The organism is Glutamicibacter sp. B1, from assembly GCF_039602135.1.
Lineage (GTDB): Bacteria > Actinomycetota > Actinomycetes > Actinomycetales > Micrococcaceae > Glutamicibacter > Glutamicibacter ectropisis.
Window position 1 is genome coordinate 127,710 of sequence record NZ_CP125942.1, and the last position, 17,390, is coordinate 145,099.

Genomic DNA, 17,390 nt, shown 5'->3' on the forward strand with positions numbered 1-17,390 from the left:
CTTCGTGATTGTTACGGCGGTCATAGCGTGGGGGAAACGCCCGGTCCCATACCGAACCCGGAAGCTAAGGCCCATTGCGCCGATGGTACTGCACTCGTGAGGGTGTGGGAGAGTAGGTCACCGCCGGACTTAACCTAAAGAATATGGTTTGAGGCCCTGGACACTATGGTGTTCAGGGCCTCACCTGTTTAAGCCGTCCGCGCACCCACGGCGCTCGAGCTCTTTTTCATCGGGGAACTGGTTACAGTGTGTAGTAGGTAAAACCAGATCTGCTATCGAGGGAGCCCCGCCTTGACCACCGAGACAACGAGTCCGCTGCGTTACCGAGACGATTCGATTCGTCCTCAGGACGACCTATACCGCCACAGCAACGGTAAATGGTTCGAAACCGCTACGATCCCAGGGGATCAAGGAATCTACGGTTCTTTCATGGAACTGCGTGATCAAGCAGAAGACGCAGTGCACGCCATTATTAAAGAAGCAGTCAAAGCCTACGAATCAGGGACCGCGACCGACGGTGCCACGCAGCGTATTGCACATCTGTACGGTTCGTTCATGAATGAAGCAGCTATCGAAGAACGCGGAGCTGCCCCAATCGCCGGCTATCTCGAGGCCATCTCCGAAATTCAAAGTGTTGAAGGACTGCTCGAGCTCTCCGGATCCTTCTATCGCAAGGGCATCAGCGGCTTCGTTGAGATCGGAGCCATGAATGACGCGGGTAATCCAGAGCGTAACCTCCTGACCTTCCTCCAGGGTGGTCTGGGCCTACCTGATGAGTCTTACTACCATGACGAACAAATGGCAGAAACGGTGGCCGATTACCGTGAGCACCTGGGGCGTCTACTGAGCCTCGGTGGCTTTGCTGACGCAGCGACTGCTGCCGCAGGTGTAGTTGACCTCGAGACCGCTATTGCCCAGTACCACTGGGACCGTGTGAAGGTCCGTGACGCTCAGGCTCGCTACAATCTCATGACCGGCCAGCAACTCTTCGAGCTCTTCGGCGGCCTGAAGACCTGGCTTGCCGGTGCCGGCATTGATCCGAAGTACTACGAAGAAGTAGTTCTCTGGCAGCCAAGCTACCTCGAGGGACTCTCCGGTCTCATTACTGAACAGCCACTGGACGCGTGGAAGAACTGGCTACGCGTACAGGTGCTTCGATCTTTCGCACCATACCTCTCCAGCGACTTCGTGAACGAGAACTTCTCTTTCTACTCCGCCAAGCTCGGCGGCGTCGAACAGATTAAGGACCGCTGGAAGCGCGGCGTTTCCTTTACCGAAGGCGCCGTGGGTGAAGACATTGGTCAGCTCTACGTGGCCAAGAACTTCCCGCCTGAAGCCAAAGATGCGATGGACCAGTTGGTACAGCGCCTCATCGAGGCATACCGCATCTCCATTGGTGAGCTGTCGTGGATGGGCCAAGAGACCATCGAAAAAGCATTGGACAAGCTCTCAAAGTTCCGCCCGAAGATCGGCTACCCCAACGAGTGGATCGACTACTCGTCGATTGTCACCGATGAATCAGATGTCATCGCCAACCTGGCTTCCGCCAACGAGTTCGAGTTTAAGCGTGAACTGAAGAAGATCGACGACGGCGTCAACCGCGAACTGTGGTTCATGTACCCACAGACCGTCAATGCTTACTACCATCCATTGCTGAATGAGATTGCTTTCCCGGCCGCCATCTTGCGACTGCCATTCTTTGATGTTGACCGGGATATCGCGTCAAACTTTGGCGCCATTGGAGCGGTGATCGGCCACGAGATCGGGCACGGCTTTGACGATCAAGGGTCGCAGTTTGACGGCAGTGGCCAGCTGACCAATTGGTGGACCGATGATGACCGAGCATCCTTCGAGAAGCTCACCGGCAAGCTGGTGGAACAGTACAACGCACTCTCGCCCACCGAAGCCCCAGAGCACAACGTCAACGGTGCCCTGACCCTGGGTGAAAACATTGGTGACCTCGGTGGACTGGGCATCGCTTACAAGGCCTACAAGCTCGAGCTTGAAGCCCGTGGCATCACCGAGGACGAAGTGATCGACGGGGTGACCGGCGACCAGCGCTTCTTCTACTCATGGGCCGAATGCTGGAGAACCCTCATCCGTCCAGAAACCGCTGTGGTTCGAGTGCGCACCGACCCCCACGCACCGGGCGAATTCCGTTGCAATCAGGTTCCGAAGAATCTCGATGCCTTCCACGAAGCTTTCGGCACTAAGCCGGGGGATGGAATGTGGTTGGATCCAGAACAGCGAGTAGAGATCTGGTAGAAAACCATGGTCTTCAGGCAGGGCATCGAAAAAGTTCGTTTTTCGGTGCCCTGCCTTTTTAGTTGCGCGAGGCTTCGGGGTGTAAGTCTGATCATGATGGGCTTTATCCGCGCGCAATGACACGTAGAATGGACTATTGTGACTTCCGAAATTAATTCCGCTCAGACCATTGATCCCAACGACCAGCGACAGGTCCGCACTGACAAGCGCAACCAGTTCCTGGCCAAGGGTGAGGAAGCCTACCCTGTGGGTGTGGCCCGCACCCACTCACTGCTGGAAATCCGCGATAAATACGCACACCTCGAAGCCGGCGATGAAACCGAAGACGTCGTCGGAGTAGCCGGACGCATCGTTTTCATGCGCAACACCGGCAAGCTGTGCTTCGCGACCTTGCAGGAGGGTGGCCCCAAGGGTGAAGGCGTGCGTCTGCAGGTCATGCTCTCGCTGGCTAATGTCGGTGAAGAGCGCCTGGCGCAGTGGAAGTCCCTGGTTGACCTCGGCGACCATGTCTTTGTCAGCGGCAAGGTGATTTCTTCACGCCGCGGCGAACTTTCAATCATGGCCGACAGCTTTGAAATGGCTTCCAAGGCCCTGCGCCCATTGCCAGTGCTGCACGCCGACTTGAACGAGGAAACCCGCGTTCGTCAGCGCTACGCCGACCTGATCGTCCGCAACGAAGCTCGCGAGATGGTCTACAAGCGTGCCGCGATTGTTCGGGCCGTACGCAATACCCTTGAAAACCACAGCTACGTTGAGGTTGAGACCCCAATGTTGCAGCTGGTCCACGGTGGCGCATCGGCTCGTCCCTTCAAAACTCACCTGAACGCTTTTGATCAGGAAATGACCCTGCGCATCGCTACCGAGTTGTACCTCAAGCGCTGTGTTGTCGGCGGCGTGGATCGCGTCTTCGAAGTGGGACGTATCTTCCGCAACGAGGGTGTGGACTCGACCCACTCTCCAGAATTCACCACCCTGGAATGCTACGAAGCTTATGCAGACCAGTACGTGATGGCTGATCGCATGAAGGAAATCATCCTCAATGCTGCCGATGCTATTGGTGCTGGCCGCACGATCGAGACCCCACGCGGTACCGCAAACCTGGATGGCGAATGGCGCTGGTTGAGCGTTTACCCTGGCCTGTCTGAAGCTGTAGGTGTTGAAATCACCCCAGAAACCGATGCGTCGGTGCTGCGCGAAGTTGCTGCCAAGCATGAGGTCAAGATTGATCCAGCGTGGAGCGCTCAGAAGCTCGTGATCGAGCTCTTCGGCGAAATCGTTGAGCCTACTCTGATCGACCCAACCTTCGTCTGCGATTACCCGCCACTGGCTCAGCCTTTGGCCCGCCCGCACCGTTCGAAGCCAGGAGTCATCGAGGCTTGGGACTTGATTATCGGCGGTATGGAGCGCGGCACCGCATTCTCTGAGCTGATTGATCCAGTGATTCAGCGTGAGCGCCTCACCGAGCAGTCCCTGATGGCTGCAGGTGGCGACCCAGAAGCGATGCAGCTTGATGAAGACTTCTTGCGCGCTCTGGAATACGGTGCCCCACCAATGGGTGGCATTGGTCTGGGTATTGACCGATTGGTCATGCTCTTTACCAACGTTGGTATCCGCGAAACCATTCTCTTCCCACTGCTAAAGCCGGAGGCATAGAAATGCCATATATTGAGGCAATTGTTCCGACTATCTGTCTGGCCTTGCTTTTTTGGTACGTGATGAAAGCTATTACAAACGCGGACCGAAAAGAGCGTCAGGCTGAGGTTGAAGCGGATGCGCTTATTCAAAATCGCATGGATTCCAATAATCCGTCGAACGAGAATTAGAGTATTCCTGAAAGAACCTTGTGAATTCTGATGAGAATTAGAATTCTATGTTGCTATTTGTATAAGCTTGAAGACTGAAAAGGACTCGTTGGTGTAAACCAAGTGGTTCAGTAAATTCAAGCTCGGAGGAATCCCCGGATGGCACGTCAGGTTCAAATTGCCCTGATTGATGATATTGATGGTAGCGAAGCTACCGAGTCAATTGCTTTTAGCGTTAATGGTCAGCACTTCGAAATTGATTTGAATGATGAGCACGCTGCGCAATTCCATGCGGCTCTTGAAACCTATGTAGAGGCTGCTCGCTCGTCGAAGCAGACCGCAACTAGTGAAGCTCCAGCAATTCGCGCGTGGGCAAAAGAAAATAATATGAAGGTCAATGCCCGCGGGCGCCTTAATGCGGATGTTGTTGAAGCTTACAACGCTGCTATGCGTAAAGGTGGACGCAACCGCGCAAAGTAATTTGCTTGGTCGTAGGTAGACTTCAATTGAGTCGGCACATTCAATGTGCCGACTCATTTGTTTATAACGACTGTCGCGATATATCAATTTAATTTGGTTGAAGATAATAGTGTTTGTGCAACAACTGAATAGCTTTTATTTGTGAGAGCTAGCGATGGCCAGTTGTCCGCGCAGAGCTAATTGGGTTATCCCCGTGGCGAACAAGGGCGCATTGATGGCGCTTGATGCGTAGCATCGAATTATTGGTAAGCAAGGAGTGTGCCGAAGATGTTTGAGAGATTTACCGACCGTGCCCGTCGAGTTGTCGTGCTCGCCCAAGAAGAGGCGCGCATGCTCAACCACAATTACATCGGCACCGAGCACCTGCTGCTCGGCCTAATCCACGAAGGTGACGGTGTAGCCGCAAAAGCGCTCGAGTCGCTGAATATTTCGTTGGGTGCCGTACGTGAGCAGGTTCAGGAGATTATCGGCAAGGGCCAGCAGGCGCCTTCCGGTCATATCCCGTTCACTCCTCGCGCCAAGAAAGTCTTGGAATTATCGCTGCGCGAAGCATTGCAGCTGGGCCACAACTACATTGGAACCGAGCACATCCTGCTCGGCCTGATCCGCGAGGGTGAAGGCGTCGCCGCGCAGGTGCTCGTCAAGCTCGGGGCTGACCTGGGCCGCGTGCGCCAGCAGGTTATCCAGCTGCTCTCGGGCTACCAGGGTGGTAAGGAAACTGCCTCCGCTGGTGTCAGCTCGGGCGGCCAGCAGGAAGGTACCCCAGCCGGTTCAGCAGTACTGGACCAGTTCGGCCGCAACCTCACCGCTGCAGCCCGCGAAGGCAAGCTTGACCCAGTGATCGGTCGCGAGCACGAGATGGAACGCGTCATGCAGGTCCTCTCGCGCCGCACCAAGAACAACCCGGTTCTCATCGGTGAACCTGGTGTGGGTAAGACCGCCGTTGTTGAAGGTCTAGCTCAGTCGATCGTTCGCGGCGACGTCCCAGAAACCATCAAGGACAAGCAGCTGTACACCTTGGACCTCGGTTCCTTGGTAGCAGGTTCACGTTACCGTGGTGACTTCGAAGAGCGCCTGAAGAAGGTTCTCAAGGAGATCCGCACCCGCGGTGACATCATCCTGTTCATCGACGAGATCCACACCCTGGTGGGTGCCGGTGCCGCCGAAGGCGCTATCGATGCTGCATCGATCCTCAAGCCTATGTTGGCTCGTGGCGAGCTGCAGACCATCGGTGCGACCACCTTGGATGAGTACCGCAAGAACATTGAGAAGGATGCAGCGCTCGAGCGTCGTTTCCAGCCGATTCAGGTTAAGGAACCATCTGTCGAGCTGACCACGCAGATTCTGCGTGGCCTGCGTGACCGCTACGAGGCACACCACCGCGTGACCATCACCGATGGTGCGCTACAGGCTGCCGCAACGCTGGCTCACCGCTACATTTCGGATCGCTTCCTGCCAGATAAGGCAGTGGACCTGATCGATGAGGCCGGTGCCCGCCTGCGCATTCAGCGAATGACCGCACCTCCTGCCCTGAAGGAAATGGACGAGGAGATCGCGACCGTTCGCCTGGAGAAGGAAGCCGCGATCGACGCTCAGGACTTTGAAGGTGCAGCCTCGCTGCGCGACAAGGAGTCCAAGCTGATCGAAGCGCGCAACGAGAAGGAAAAGTCGTGGCGCAACGGTGACATGGATGAAGTTTCCGAGGTCACCGAAGAGCTGATTGCTGAAGTTCTGGCTAACTCCACGGGTATCCCAGTGGTCAAGCTGACCGAGGAAGAGTCCTCACGTCTGCTGAACATGGAAGAAGAACTGCACAAGCGTGTGATCGGTCAGGATTCGGCTATCAAGGCCATCTCCCAGGCGATCCGTCGCACCCGTGCCGGTCTGAAGGATCCAAACCGTCCAGGCGGCTCGTTCATCTTCGCCGGTCCAACCGGTGTGGGTAAGACCGAGCTGGCCAAGGCACTGGCAGAGTTCCTCTTCGGTGAAGAAGACGCGCTGATCACCCTGGATATGTCCGAATACTCGGAGAAGCACACCGTTTCCCGTCTCTTCGGTGCCCCTCCAGGCTATGTCGGCTACGAAGAAGGCGGACAGCTGACCGAGAAGGTCCGTCGTCGTCCGTTCTCCGTCGTACTCTTCGATGAGGTTGAAAAGGCCCACGCCGACCCTGTTCAACTCGCTGCTGCAGATTCTGGAAGACGGTCGCCTGACCGACTCCCAGGGCCGCGTGGTGGACTTCAAGAACACCATCATCATCATGACCACCAACCTCGGTACCCGCGACATCTCTAAGGGTGTCATGACCGGCTTCCAGTCGGCCGCGGATACCAAGACCGGTTATGAGCGCATGCAGGCCAAGGTGCAGGAAGAGCTACGTCAGCACTTCCGCCCAGAATTCCTGAACCGTGTTGATGACACCGTGGTCTTCCCGCAGCTGAACCAGGAAGAGATCGAAGAGATCGTCGACCTGTTCGTTGGCCGTCTGGCCAAGCGCCTGAAGGAACGCGAGATGACCATCGAGCTGACCCAGGCTGCTCGCAGCCTGTTGGCACAGCGTGGCTACGACCCAGCAATGGGTGCCCGTCCACTACGCCGTACCATCCAGCGCGACATCGAAGATCAGCTCTCCGAGCGAATCCTCTTCGGTCAGATCACCGCAGGACAGAAGGTCACCGTGGACGTCGAAGGCGAAGGAGCGGACCAGAAGTTCGTCTTCCACGCTGAAGGTGGACAGGGCCAGCTAGAAGGCGAGCCAGCTCCGGCTGCGCTGGAAAGCTAATAAGTAAGCTCACGCCAAGGGCGTCAGAGTCGCAGAACTGCGAGTCTGACGCCCTTGGCGCTTAACTTTTCACTTTCGCCAGCGTGGTTACGCAATTTGGCGAGGTTTCCTAACGCAAGGAGCGTACTCTACTTCTCGCGCCGGAACGCGTGGTATCGTCTTGCAAGAATCGCAAGTCAGTCCGGCCAGATGAGAACGGGAAATGATGTCCGAACGGTTCGAATCTCAAACAGGTCTCGTTTGGAATGCTCAGCGGGAAAATATCCGATTTGGACGCGGCCGGACCGAGAAACTTACCTGCGTCCGAATTCGGAAACTGCCCGAGAATGGCTGTTTTGCCGATGAGATTCATCGTGTTCACCCGGATACGGGCCTCATCGACTTCGTGCTTGATGAGCAAAACAACGCGGAACCGATCGTTGACCTCACAGGGATAAGCCATTTCCATAACTTGAAAGTAATTAACATCGACGCGAAGAACCAAGTGCTTCGCGAAGAACTAGGCCATGCAGCTACGCCTTCATTGGTACGGGTCATTACAAAGTATGTTGAAGGTGTGACCGAGTGCTTAGTTCAAAGTCCTGAATTGCGATCTTTGGAACTTGAAGGTGCTCCAATTGACATTCTAGGAGTGGCGCCCGGCGCACTAAGTACCGTTACATTGGGAAAATTGACTCAGACGAAAACTCGATCTGCTTGGGAAAACCTACCAACCATAGATGAATTCAGCGTTGAGCGCTCCGGTACAGTTTGTGTTTCTCCTCCGTCAGTTCAATGGCCTGAGTTAGTTAGTTTTGTCTCGGTGTCCTTGCTCAAGGGCATCGTGAAGTCCTCACAATGTATACCTTTTAAGTTCCTGTACTTGGAGGGTGTTCGTCTGTTTGATCCTGGAGCTTCTTTCTGGGACCTGGCGGCTGAGCGAGTCACAGTTGCTTATGCCACGAAACCGCCCAAATGGCTCGTGGATGCCTGGCCTACGCGTCCGGCTGACTGGGCCGACTGGCTCGTAGTTCCATATCATCCGAGCCTTCCTGGGTCAGAACATGTAGTCCATGAGGAGTATGTCCCTGTCGAGGGGCAACGATAGAAAATCGAAAATTAGCTTGTAAGAGCATTCGTATCGTTCCAGAGCATGCACTGAAATGATCCGGGAGAGTCTTAGTATTTTCAACCTGTACGACGGCCGAGGGCTTTAGCTATGAGCCTGGTCAGATTCCGGATTCTCATGACGTTTTCGTTGTGAACGGCAATTACAAAGAAAGCTGTCCGGGAATCCACCTGTTGTAGGGTATGGTCATGGCAGCCAAACGTTCGGGAAAGCTCATCACCATCTCGTCCGTGTCTGTGCTCGTCTATGTTGTACTCTTCCTACTGCTTAGCCCGTTGCTACCTGAGCACCTTGCTCGGCATGCGGGAACCGATGGCGTTGGTTATAGCCCATTGTCGGTGACGGTGCTGATCGTTGGACTGGTTGCAACGCTCAGTCTGCTAATTGGCATCCTTGCCTACCGCGACTTCACTTCTTTGGGCCACTGGTATCCCGGACCAAAATCAATCGTGGTCTGCTTTTTATCCGCGGGTTTCGGCATCCTTGGGCTAGGTATTGCCATGATGCTGGCTGTGCTGGGGCGCGAAGCGGAAGAGAGCGGTTCGCTCCCGATTGGAATGGGACTGCTAGGACTACTTTTGGTTTTTGCAGTTTCTGCCGGCATTTTGGTTCGGGCTTTACCTCGCGCCGAACCCGAATCCTTGAGCACTTGAGGACAGCACTTTATGTAAAAGGGGATAGCTGCAGGCCTGTCGTTCACATTTCTGATCAACGCAGTGGTTCAATGTGCGACGTTTTCAGAAAGAGAATTCGCACATGAGAACAGGCAAAAACAATAGACCCCCGACGCCGGAGCTGGCGTGCGAGGGTCTGCCTGAAAATGGGCTTAGCGTCCGACGGCCTTGCTGACTAACTGAGCAATCATTTTCTCGAGCTTCTCATCCAGTGCGGTGATCGCAAAAGAAGTGGGCCAGAGCGTGCCCTCATCAAGCTGTGCCACATCGTTAAACCCGAAGGTCAGGTAACGGGCATCAAACTTCTTGGCGTCCTGAATGAAGCAGAGGATCTTGCCGTCCAAAGCATAGGCGGGCATGCCATACCAAGTCTTCGGCTCTAATTCTGGGGCAGTGCTGGTAATGATCTGATGCAGCTTTTCGGCGAGTACCTTGTCGTTACCTTCAAATGAAGCGATCTTCTCTTCAACGTCTTTGCGAGCCTGTGCAGCCTTTTCTGCCTTGGTCATCCGCTTCTTGGGAGCACGTACCTCGGCGGCACGTTCTTTCATGGCGGCCTTCTCGGCGGCGCTGAATCCCTCTTGTTCTGCACTGCTCATCTTTACTGCCCCTTCACTGCCTGATTAATTCGCACCATATTTCCCGAAGGATCACGGAAGGCACAATCGCGGGGTCCCCAAGGCTGATCCATGGGTTCTTGGAGAACCTCCGCGCCCGAAGCGCTCAAGGATTCAAACAGGGGATCCAACTCATCAACGCTAAGCACCAAACCGCCCAAGGCGCCCTTGGCAACAAGCTCAGCCAAAGCCTGTGCATCCTCATCGGAGCGCCCAGCTCCTGGAGCGGAGAGCACCAGGTTCAAGCCTTCTTGGCCAGGCACCGCAAGGCTGACCCAACGGAAGCCAGCATTAGCCACGTCCGAGACCACGGCCAAGCCCAGGCCATCACGGTAGAAGGTCAACGCCTCATCAACATCGAGCACGGTCACGGGAATGTATTGAACTGAAATCTTTGTCATGACTAAAGCCTATGCAGGCAGCGCAACACGTGCTTCTTCAAAACTGCTCAGAATCTGGAGGGGCGCAATAAGATCTTGGCGATGCAGGCCGGGATCTGTTCAGAGTCCTGGTGCGCACGTTCCCGATAAGCGGTCGGCGTTTCACCCACCACCTCGGTAAAACGTGAACTGAAGGACCCCAAAGAACTCCAACCCACCTGCATGCAGGTATCGGTGACCGTCACCCCTGAACGCAAAAGATGCATGGCCCGTTCAATTCGACGAGTCAGCAGATAAGAATAGGGTGTCTCCCCATAAACGCGCTTAAACTCGCGTGAAAAATGTGCCGGAGACATTAACGCTTTGCTGGCCATCGCCGGGACATCCAGCGGTTGATCATAGTTACGGTCCATCAGATCTTTGGCCCGTCGCAGATGCGCTAAAACTTTCAGAACTTGAGTATCCACGATTTAGGCCCTCCGTGCTGCGCGCAGCACCAAGAAGATGCCCAGCACCGTGCAACAGAGATAAACGCCGATGACGCAAATCCATCCTGCCGTGAAACCACCAGCAGAACCTACCAAGAGTCCCATGGCCAAAGGCCCTACGGTGAAGCCACCAAATTGCCCAGCTGAAACTAGACCACTAGCACTGCCTAAACGATTGGCCGGAACCACGCGAAGCAGTGCCGCCATCAAAACCACCGAGACACCCAGCGCCGAAGCGCCATGCAATGCCACTGCAACCCACAACAGAATCGATGAGTGTAATTGCCCAGCGAGCAAGAAGGTTGCGCCACCGCACATGGCCAAAACCGCCAGCAAGAGCAGTAACTTGGGCGCCGCAACTCCACGGGACATCATGCGCCCCCAACCAACACGCGCACTGACTCCCACGATGCCGGCCACCGCCGCAGTCAGTCCACCAGCGACCAGAGAGAAGTCCAGTTCACGCACCGCAAAGAGCGCCAGATAAACATTGGTTGCCTGCACCCCGACACCGTTGATGAACCCGAAGAGGCATAGCGCGTAAATGATGAACCGGGTGGAACTGGCCTCGTCGGCTACTGGTGTGCTTGTTTTTGCAGTGACCGGGCTGCTCTTCTTGGGAGCCGGGGAAGTGAGGAAGGGTGTGGCATTAACGATGCGAAGTGCAAAGAACGCCAGGGCAGCGGCCAGCACTGCTCCGGCCAAGGAAGCACCTTGCCAGCCGATCACCGCAGCCAGCATCGGGAACCCGAGACTACCGACCAATTGAGAGACCTGAACTCCAGACTGCTTAATCCCAGTCCAGGTGATGCGCTGTGCGCTGGGAACACGTTGGGCCAAGATTCGATTGGTCACGCCATTGGGAAATGACTGCGCAAAACCGGCAATTCCAGAGGCTACCAAGAGCATTACATAGCCAGCGTCCACTGCAGCCAGGGCCATAGCCAAAGCCGCGGTACCAAAGATGATCAGCATCAAACGGGAATCCGGTTGCCTGTCGGAGAACTTCCCAAAAGCCACATTGCCGATCGCCGCACAGCCAAAGCAGGCGGTAGCCAGCAGGCCGAATTGTGATTCGCTAAGACCCAAGTCCCGGATCACCAGATCACTGGTGGCGCTCAGCCCATAGTTGAGCAGTGGTGCGATACCTACGGCAGCTAGCAGGATGGACAGCAGCCCAAATCCGGGGCGTGCTTCTTTGACTTTCATCCTCATCCTTAGCTTCGTGCTCGCGTGCTACTAGCTAAGTTTTGCATAGTCATTCTCGCTTCTTGGACACTATGACATATCTAGCAACGGCTTAGAATCTGCACACCAACAGGCATAGGATTTAACAGGTGAATACTTTTACCGTCCGCTCCGCCAAAACCAGTGATGTACCGGCCATTCGCGATCTTGTGCGACCCCTGGCCGAAGAACGCATCTTGCTGGATAAGGAAGCGGTCACCTACTACGAATCAATTCAGGAATTCGTTGTAGCCCAAGACGCGGACGGAAATGTTGTTGGCTGTGGAGGCCTGCACGTGATCTGGGAAGACATTGCTGAGATCCGCACTCTGGCCACTTCTAATACGGTCCGTGGCAAGGGCGTGGGGCACTTACTGCTGCAAGAACTGCTACGCCGTGCCAAGGCTGTCGGTGTTGCTCGGGTCTTCTGCCTGACCTTTGAGGTTGCCTTCTTTGAACGCCAAGGATTTAGCGTGATGGCAGATCAAAGTGCCGTAGACCCTTCGGTGTACCAAGAAATCTTGCTCTCAAGGGATGAGGGCGTCGCTGAATTCTTGGACCTCGCCCGGGTTAAACCCAATACGCTGGGCAATACTCGAATGATTATCGCCCTGAACTAGTCCATCCGGTCATAACGCGCGCGCAAGAAAAGGTACAGGGCATAAACGATCAGGCCCGCGGCGATGATCGCTAGCGCCACCGAACCGAAAGTTTGGTCCCGGACCGCTTTGAGCGCGCCATCGATACCACTGGCTTCCTCGGGATCACCTTGGAGGGTGCTCACGATGAACAGCAAACCCAAGGCGCCCAACACCAGCCCCTTGGCTGGGTAGCCAATCATCCCGGAATAGCGGATAGCTGAAGAAATCTCGTTTCGGCTGGAGCCATGAAGATCATCCAGGAACTTTTTGCTCACGCCCTTGTAGATGTAATACCCGGCCATCACCAACAACACCGCCCCAAAAACGATCAAAGCCGCGCGCCCGGCCACAGACTTCATCAGTTCACCGCTCAAACTGGTCGCGGTTTCTCCCGAATCACTGGGATCACCTAGAGCGAATCGGGTGAAGGTAAACCCTACGGCCAGAAAAACGATGCCGGTACCCGAAAATTTGAGTCGGTCCCGCAGTTCTTTCTCGGGCAGTAGCATTTGCGCCAGCGACCACAAGCCCAGCACCAGGGCACCAATAGCGCAGATCCACAACAGTACGATGCCGAAAGGTTGCGCGGACAAGGCTCGCATGGCTCCACTTTGATCGGCCTGCGCCTGCCCACCGGTGGCCACCACCGCGGCCAACACGCCCATGGTGGCGTGCAAGATACCGTTGGCGACGTAACCCAAGCGGGCCAGACGCTCGAACCACGGGTGCCGCGCAGCCTGATGGGCGGCCTTTGCCGGATCAACAGAAGAATTCATGCGCTAAGCATAACTAGGATGGCAAGCGCACGCCGTCATCTTCGAGCACTGCTAGACCATCCTTAAGCAATCCAGCCAGGGCCCGCTCACGCTGACTAGATTCGGACTGCAATTTTTCAAGTGCCACATAGGTGGCGTGACTTTGCCGGCCCAGATCGCTGAGGAAAGAATCCTGCGGTACTGGATGATCATGCTCTCTTAGAACCGCCATGATGGCACCGCGCACCTGACGGTCGGTACCCTTCCATGCTTGGCCCTTGGGAGTGTAGTGTGGCGCCGGCTGCCCGGCAGCAATCCAGGCACACTGCTCAAAGACCGGGCAGGCATCGCATTTTGGGCTACGGGCAGTACATACCAGCGCGCCAAGTTCCATGACCGAGACATTCCACAGATTTGCTGCAGCTCGATCTGCTGGTTGCACGTCTTTGGCACGGGCGAACTCACTGGCCCGTGGGCTGGGTTCAGGAAGTGCCATGCCGCCAAAGAGTCGGGCATGCACCCTGCGGATATTGGTATCAACCACGACCGTAGGCTCACCAAAAGCAAAACAGGCAATGGCCGCAGCGGTATAGTCCCCAACACCGGGTAGTGCGCGCAAAGCCTCTTCGGTGCGTGGCACCTCACCGTTATATTCGGTGGTGATTTCCACCGCTGCCGCATGCAGGCGCTGAGCCCGTCGCGGATAACCCAATCGGCCCCAGGCCTTCAGCGCTTCGGATAATGGTTCGGCGGCGAGGTCTTGAGGACGGGGCCAACGGCGCATCCATTCTTCCCAGACCGGCAAAACACGAACCACAGGGGTCTGCTGCAACATAAATTCACTGACCATTACTTCCCAACCACCCACGCCTTCTCGACGCCAAGGCAGGTCGCGGGAGTTCTGCAGATACCAATGATTAATACGGTGATGGATTTGTTGCACCACACTACTGTAGCTAACGAGGCTCCATGGCCCCGATTCCCCTGCCATTACCGGGATCGAGACCGTGAATGAACTAGCCTTAAGCCATGAGCAATACATCAGGGGGAAAGCTTCCGGCCAGCGTCTATCGGCGCCGGCGCATCACCGTTGCGGTGATCGCCGTGGTACTGGTGGGCTTGATCATCTGGGGTGTCATTGCCATTGCCGGACTCTTCTCATCAGATCAAGAAGGTTCAGCGGCCCCTCAGGCTACCGCGCAAACCAGCGCGCCAGCCGAAAGCACGCAATCGGAAGAAGATGCGGCTAAAAAGTGTAAATCTGACGAGGTAGAGGTCACCGCCACGACCGACGCTAAGAGTTATGCCACGGGTAAAGAGCCGGTACTGATCTTGACCGTCGAAAACACTTCGAAGCGCGAATGCGACATCAACGTCGGCACCAATAAGCAAGAATTCTTGATCTCCAGCGGCAGCGACAGGGTCTTCTCCACCGTGGACTGCCTGCAGGACGGCGAAGACGTGTCACTAACCTTCGCTGCCGGGCAAAAGGAAAATGCCCGCTTTACCTGGAACAGGGAGCGCTCAGCCCCGGGGTGCAAGGCCGTTAGCGTACAGCCGGGCCCGGGTACCTACAAGTTCACCGCAGCCATTGGCGAATTTGAATCTAAGCCGGTCAGCTTCACCCTGGAGTAATTCCTTAGATATAGCGGTCTAGCAGCGAGGACTCGGCCATGCGGGCCAGCCCCTCGCGGATGGACCGCGCACGCTGTTCGCCCACCCCTTCAATTTCCATCAACGCGGTGGTGGAAGCAGCCATCAGCAACTGCAAATTATCAAAGGACGCGACCATCCGGTCACCCACAGCCTTAGGCACCGTCCGAATTTGCGAGAGCAACCGGTAACCCTTCGGGGTGAGTTGATCATCGTGCCCAATGGTGCCCTGCGGGAACAAGATCTTAGTGAGCCCGTCAAGATCGATCAGTTGCGCATCAGAGACTTCATGTAGCCGCTCCAAAGCGATATCAATATCCAGCTCTTGGCCTTCTGCCTGTGCGTAGTCGCGCATCAGTAGCTGGTTATCCACCTGGATTCCGGAGAGCAATTCTGCGTGCTGTGCGGCCAAAAGACGCCCATCCATGCCCAATTCCAGAACATAGCGGGAGATTTCTTCGCTGGTTCTACGCAACATTTCGGTGCGCTGCAATACCGCAAGGACTTCACGGGCGGTGGCCACATCTTCGATTTCCGCTGCGGACAGGGCGCTGGTGACTTGATCTAAACGGTGACGGTAGCGTTCAAGGGTGGCGATCGCCTGGTTGCCTCGAGCTAGTAGACGTTCGGCCGGTTCCAGCACGTGGCGCTCGCCGGCAGCATAGAGCGTGATGGTCTGCATGGATTGCGACACCGAGATGGTCGGGAAACCGGTCTGCGCGGCCACACGTTCTGCGGTACGGTGACGGGTGCCAGATTCCTGGGTGTCGATCTGCGCGTCGGGCATCAGCTGCACCCCGGCCTGCAGGATCTGGCGGGCGGTGCCATCAAGGATGATCGCCCCGTCCATCTTGGCTAATTCACGAATACGTGTGGGGGTGTAATCGGTGTTGATCCGAAAGCCGCCGGAGCTAATGGATTCAACCACCTTGTCATGTCCCAGCACGATCAGCGCACCGGTACGTCCGCGTTGGATGCGCTCGAGTCCCTGGGCGAGCTCGGTGCCTGGAGCGATTTGCGCCAGGATGGCAAGGAATCCGGGGGATGGGTTCATTTTCAAGGTGCGTCCTTTCGGCGGGCGACAACACTTAAGTTTATCGTGCCGGTTTCTGCCGTTGAGTGAAGGCAATATCGAGGGCTTGGGCAATGTTCTCCACTTGGAAAACACGGATCCCGTCGGGGATATTTTTCAGCGGTTCGGGGGTGGCTGGGGCCATGGCAAAGGAGAAGCCCAAACGTTGGGCCTCGGTAATGCGCCGAGAGATCTCAGGCACCTGGCGGACTTCACCGGCCAACCCCACCTCGCCAAAGGCCACAAAGTCCTGTGGCAGAGGGAATTCGTTCATCGAGGAGGCCAAGGCTAGCGCGCAGGCCAAATCCGAGGCAGGCTCGGCGATTTTCACCCCGCCGACCGTGGCGATGTAGGAGTCCATGGAGGACAGGTCCATATGCGCGCGGGCCTGCAAGACCGCAACCACCATCTGTGCGCGGGCCGCATCCAATCCGCTGGTCGCACGCCGGGCCGCCGGGGCGTTGCTGCGTGAGAGTAGGGTCTGTACCTCAGCCACCAGGGGGCGTCGTCCCTCCAAGGTCACGGTAATGCAGGTGCCCGGAACCGGATTGCGGGTGCGGGTGACAAAAAGCTTGGACGGGTCGGTCAGTGACTCGATGCCGTCTTCATTCAAATCAAAGCAGCCCACCTCGTCGGTGGCACCGTAACGGTTTTTCAGTGCACGCAGGATGCGTAGGCGTGAATGCTTCTCACCGTCGAACTGGCAAACCACATCCACCAGGTGTTCGAGCAAGCGTGGGCCGGCTACCGAACCTTCCTTGGTTACGTGCCCCACCATGATGGTGGACATGGCTCGGGTTTTAGCAGCGTTAATAATCGAGGCAGCGACCTCACGTACCTGTGAAACACCGCCGGCAGCGCCATCAACTTCTGCCGAGGAGAATGTCTGCACCGAGTCTAAGATCAACAGTTGCGGATCAATTTCTTGAATCTGTCCCAAAGCCAAGGCCAGATCGGTTTCGGCTGCCAGATAGAGGGTGTCGGCAATGGCGTTGATCCGCTCGGCGCGGGATTTGACCTGGGCTGCTGACTCTTCGCCGGTCAGATACAGCACTCGAAGCCCGGTTTGTGCGGCCTTGGCTGCCACATCTAAGAGCAGGGTGGACTTGCCAACGCCCGGTTCGCCGGCCAGCAGGATGGCAGCGGCCGGAACGAGACCGCCACCCAGGACGCGGTCTAGTTCAGAAACCCCACTGGGTCGGAAGGCTGCCTCGGAGCCGTCGATCTGTGCGATGGGTTTGGCCGGGTGCGCTACCTTGGCGGCGGCAACGGTGCGCGCTGAGACGACGCCTACCTCTTCAACGGTGCCCCAGGCCTGACACTCGCCGCAGCGTCCCACCCATTTGATGGTGCTCCAACCGCATTCCGAACATTTGAATGTTGGTGAAGACTTGCTGCGTGTGGAGGTTTTGGCCATAGGCCCATGCTATCGAGCCGGGCCGACAA

At 56.4% G+C, this 17,390-nt stretch carries 15 protein-coding genes, 1 rRNA gene and 1 pseudogene; 9 read left to right on the forward strand and 8 right to left on the reverse strand.

The features are described 5' to 3' along the window. The first annotated feature begins 12 nt into the window (after nt 1-12). The 7 genes and pseudogenes from rrf (at nt 13) to QMQ05_RS00615 (ending at nt 9,090) form a co-directional block, all read left to right on the forward strand. Nucleotides 13-129, forward strand: a 5S ribosomal RNA gene (gene rrf, locus QMQ05_RS00585). A 162-nt stretch (nt 130-291) separates the two neighbouring features. After that, nucleotides 292-2,265, forward strand: coding sequence for a M13 family metallopeptidase (locus QMQ05_RS00590; protein ID WP_345472137.1), 1,974 nt, complete (start codon nt 292-294; stop codon nt 2,263-2,265). Nucleotides 2,266-2,433: 168 nt separating this feature from the next. Beyond that, entirely contained in the window at nt 2,434-3,918 is a 1,485-nt protein-coding gene (gene lysS / locus QMQ05_RS00595) for a lysine--tRNA ligase (protein ID WP_370736835.1), read from the forward strand. A gap of 308 nt (nt 3,919-4,226) precedes the next feature. Further along, nucleotides 4,227-4,547: a histone-like nucleoid-structuring protein Lsr2 gene (locus tag QMQ05_RS00600; protein ID WP_334123755.1), complete on the forward strand. Its 321-nt coding sequence runs from the start codon at nt 4,227-4,229 to the stop codon at nt 4,545-4,547. A gap of 267 nt (nt 4,548-4,814) precedes the next feature. Further along, nucleotides 4,815-7,329, forward strand: a pseudogene (locus QMQ05_RS00605) (ATP-dependent Clp protease ATP-binding subunit). Nucleotides 7,330-7,531: 202 nt separating this feature from the next. Further along, complete coding sequence (locus QMQ05_RS00610) at nt 7,532-8,416, forward strand: hypothetical protein (RefSeq protein WP_345472142.1); 885 nt, start codon at nt 7,532-7,534, stop codon at nt 8,414-8,416. A 209-nt stretch (nt 8,417-8,625) separates the two neighbouring features. Then, entirely contained in the window at nt 8,626-9,090 is a 465-nt protein-coding gene (locus QMQ05_RS00615) for a hypothetical protein (RefSeq protein WP_345472143.1), read from the forward strand. A gap of 173 nt (nt 9,091-9,263) precedes the next feature. Here QMQ05_RS00615 and QMQ05_RS00620 read toward each other — a convergent pair whose 3' ends face one another. Genes QMQ05_RS00620 through QMQ05_RS00635 form a run of 4 tightly spaced genes read right to left on the reverse strand, consistent with a single transcriptional unit; the run spans nt 9,264 to nt 11,805 of the window. Beyond that, the gene (locus tag QMQ05_RS00620) at nt 9,264-9,710 is read right to left on the reverse strand and encodes an iron chaperone (protein ID WP_345472145.1); all 447 of its coding nucleotides are present in this window, start codon (nt 9,708-9,710) and stop codon (nt 9,264-9,266) included. 2 nt (nt 9,711-9,712) lie between these two features. Next, nucleotides 9,713-10,129: a VOC family protein gene (locus QMQ05_RS00625; RefSeq protein WP_345472147.1), complete on the reverse strand. Its 417-nt coding sequence runs from the start codon at nt 10,127-10,129 to the stop codon at nt 9,713-9,715. 47 nt (nt 10,130-10,176) lie between these two features. Then, nucleotides 10,177-10,521: a helix-turn-helix transcriptional regulator gene (locus QMQ05_RS00630; protein ID WP_434063187.1), complete on the reverse strand. Its 345-nt coding sequence runs from the start codon at nt 10,519-10,521 to the stop codon at nt 10,177-10,179. 57 nt (nt 10,522-10,578) lie between these two features. After that, nucleotides 10,579-11,805, reverse strand: coding sequence for an MFS transporter (locus QMQ05_RS00635; protein ID WP_345472149.1), 1,227 nt, complete (start codon nt 11,803-11,805; stop codon nt 10,579-10,581). 128 nt (nt 11,806-11,933) lie between these two features. On the opposite strand from QMQ05_RS00635, the gene QMQ05_RS00640 reads away from it, so the two are divergent. Further along, nucleotides 11,934-12,443, forward strand: coding sequence for an amino-acid N-acetyltransferase (locus QMQ05_RS00640; RefSeq protein ID WP_345472151.1), 510 nt, complete (start codon nt 11,934-11,936; stop codon nt 12,441-12,443). On the opposite strand, the gene QMQ05_RS00645 is transcribed toward QMQ05_RS00640, so the two are convergent. Both QMQ05_RS00645 and QMQ05_RS00650 read right to left on the reverse strand, forming a co-directional pair. Next, nucleotides 12,440-13,240: a DUF1206 domain-containing protein gene (locus QMQ05_RS00645; protein ID WP_345472153.1), complete on the reverse strand. Its 801-nt coding sequence runs from the start codon at nt 13,238-13,240 to the stop codon at nt 12,440-12,442. The genes QMQ05_RS00640 and QMQ05_RS00645 overlap by 4 nt on opposite strands. Nucleotides 13,241-13,253: 13 nt before the next feature. Next, nucleotides 13,254-14,210 (reverse strand): A/G-specific adenine glycosylase, encoded by a 957-nt coding sequence (locus QMQ05_RS00650; RefSeq protein WP_345472155.1) that lies wholly within the window; start codon nt 14,208-14,210, stop codon nt 13,254-13,256. A gap of 38 nt (nt 14,211-14,248) precedes the next feature. Here QMQ05_RS00650 and QMQ05_RS00655 point away from each other — a divergent pair, with 38 nt between their 5' ends. Then, entirely contained in the window at nt 14,249-14,854 is a 606-nt protein-coding gene (locus QMQ05_RS00655) for a hypothetical protein (protein ID WP_345472157.1), read from the forward strand. Between the two features lie 4 nt (nt 14,855-14,858). On the opposite strand, the gene disA is transcribed toward QMQ05_RS00655, so the two are convergent. Next, complete coding sequence (gene disA / locus QMQ05_RS00660) at nt 14,859-15,932, reverse strand: DNA integrity scanning diadenylate cyclase DisA (protein WP_434063163.1); 1,074 nt, start codon at nt 15,930-15,932, stop codon at nt 14,859-14,861. A gap of 34 nt (nt 15,933-15,966) precedes the next feature. Continuing rightward, a complete protein-coding gene (gene radA, locus QMQ05_RS00665; RefSeq protein ID WP_058257015.1) occupies nt 15,967-17,361 on the reverse strand; it encodes a DNA repair protein RadA in 1,395 nt (464 codons plus the stop codon). Nucleotides 17,362-17,390 lie beyond the last annotated feature (29 nt).